The organism is Alcanivorax sp. HI0044 (assembly GCF_001634945.1).
On record NZ_LWEZ01000592.1, the window covers coordinates 1 to 610 of the forward strand.

The window sequence follows — 610 nt, forward strand, 5'->3', positions numbered from 1 at the left end:
TCTGCAAGGTGCCATCGCCGGGCGCGCCGGGCTGCACCCCGTACAGCTCGTACATGCGTTCATCCCAGAACAACACACCGCTCTGCGGGCTGTATTGCCAGATACCCACGCCACCCACTTCCAGGGCCATTTGCAGGCGCTGGCGGCTCTCCTGCAGCGCCTGTTCCGACAGCCTGGCAGCATGGATATTTTCTACCTGGGCAATCAAATAACTGACCTGCCCCTCGACACGCACCGCCGATACCGACAGGCGCACCCAGAGATCATCGCCACGACGGGTGATAAAGCGCTGTTCCAGTGAGTATCCGGTGATGTCTCCGGCCAACAGGTCCGCCAGCATCCCCCGGCTCTTGAGCAGATCATCCGGGTGGGAAATATCCTGAAAGGAGGTGCTCAGCAGCCCCGCTTCGTCGTAGCCTGCCAAGTCACACAAGGCATGATTCACCGCCTGCCACTCCCCCTTGGGGCTCAGCAACGCCATGCCGATGGAGGAATGCTTCATCGCCAGCCGAAAGCGAATTTCACTGTCTTTTACCTGGGCCAGCATCGCCCGGCTACGCTGAAAAAACAGTGCACCCAGCAACACCACCGCAACGGTAACGGCCCCAAT

Annotated in this window: 1 protein-coding gene; it reads right to left on the bottom strand. The window is 60.3% G+C overall.

Translation table 11 applies throughout. The features are described from left to right. Positions 1 to 610, bottom strand: a 610-nt coding sequence (locus A3730_RS07130) for a PAS domain S-box protein (RefSeq protein ID WP_231883884.1), incomplete at both ends; no start/stop codon positions are given.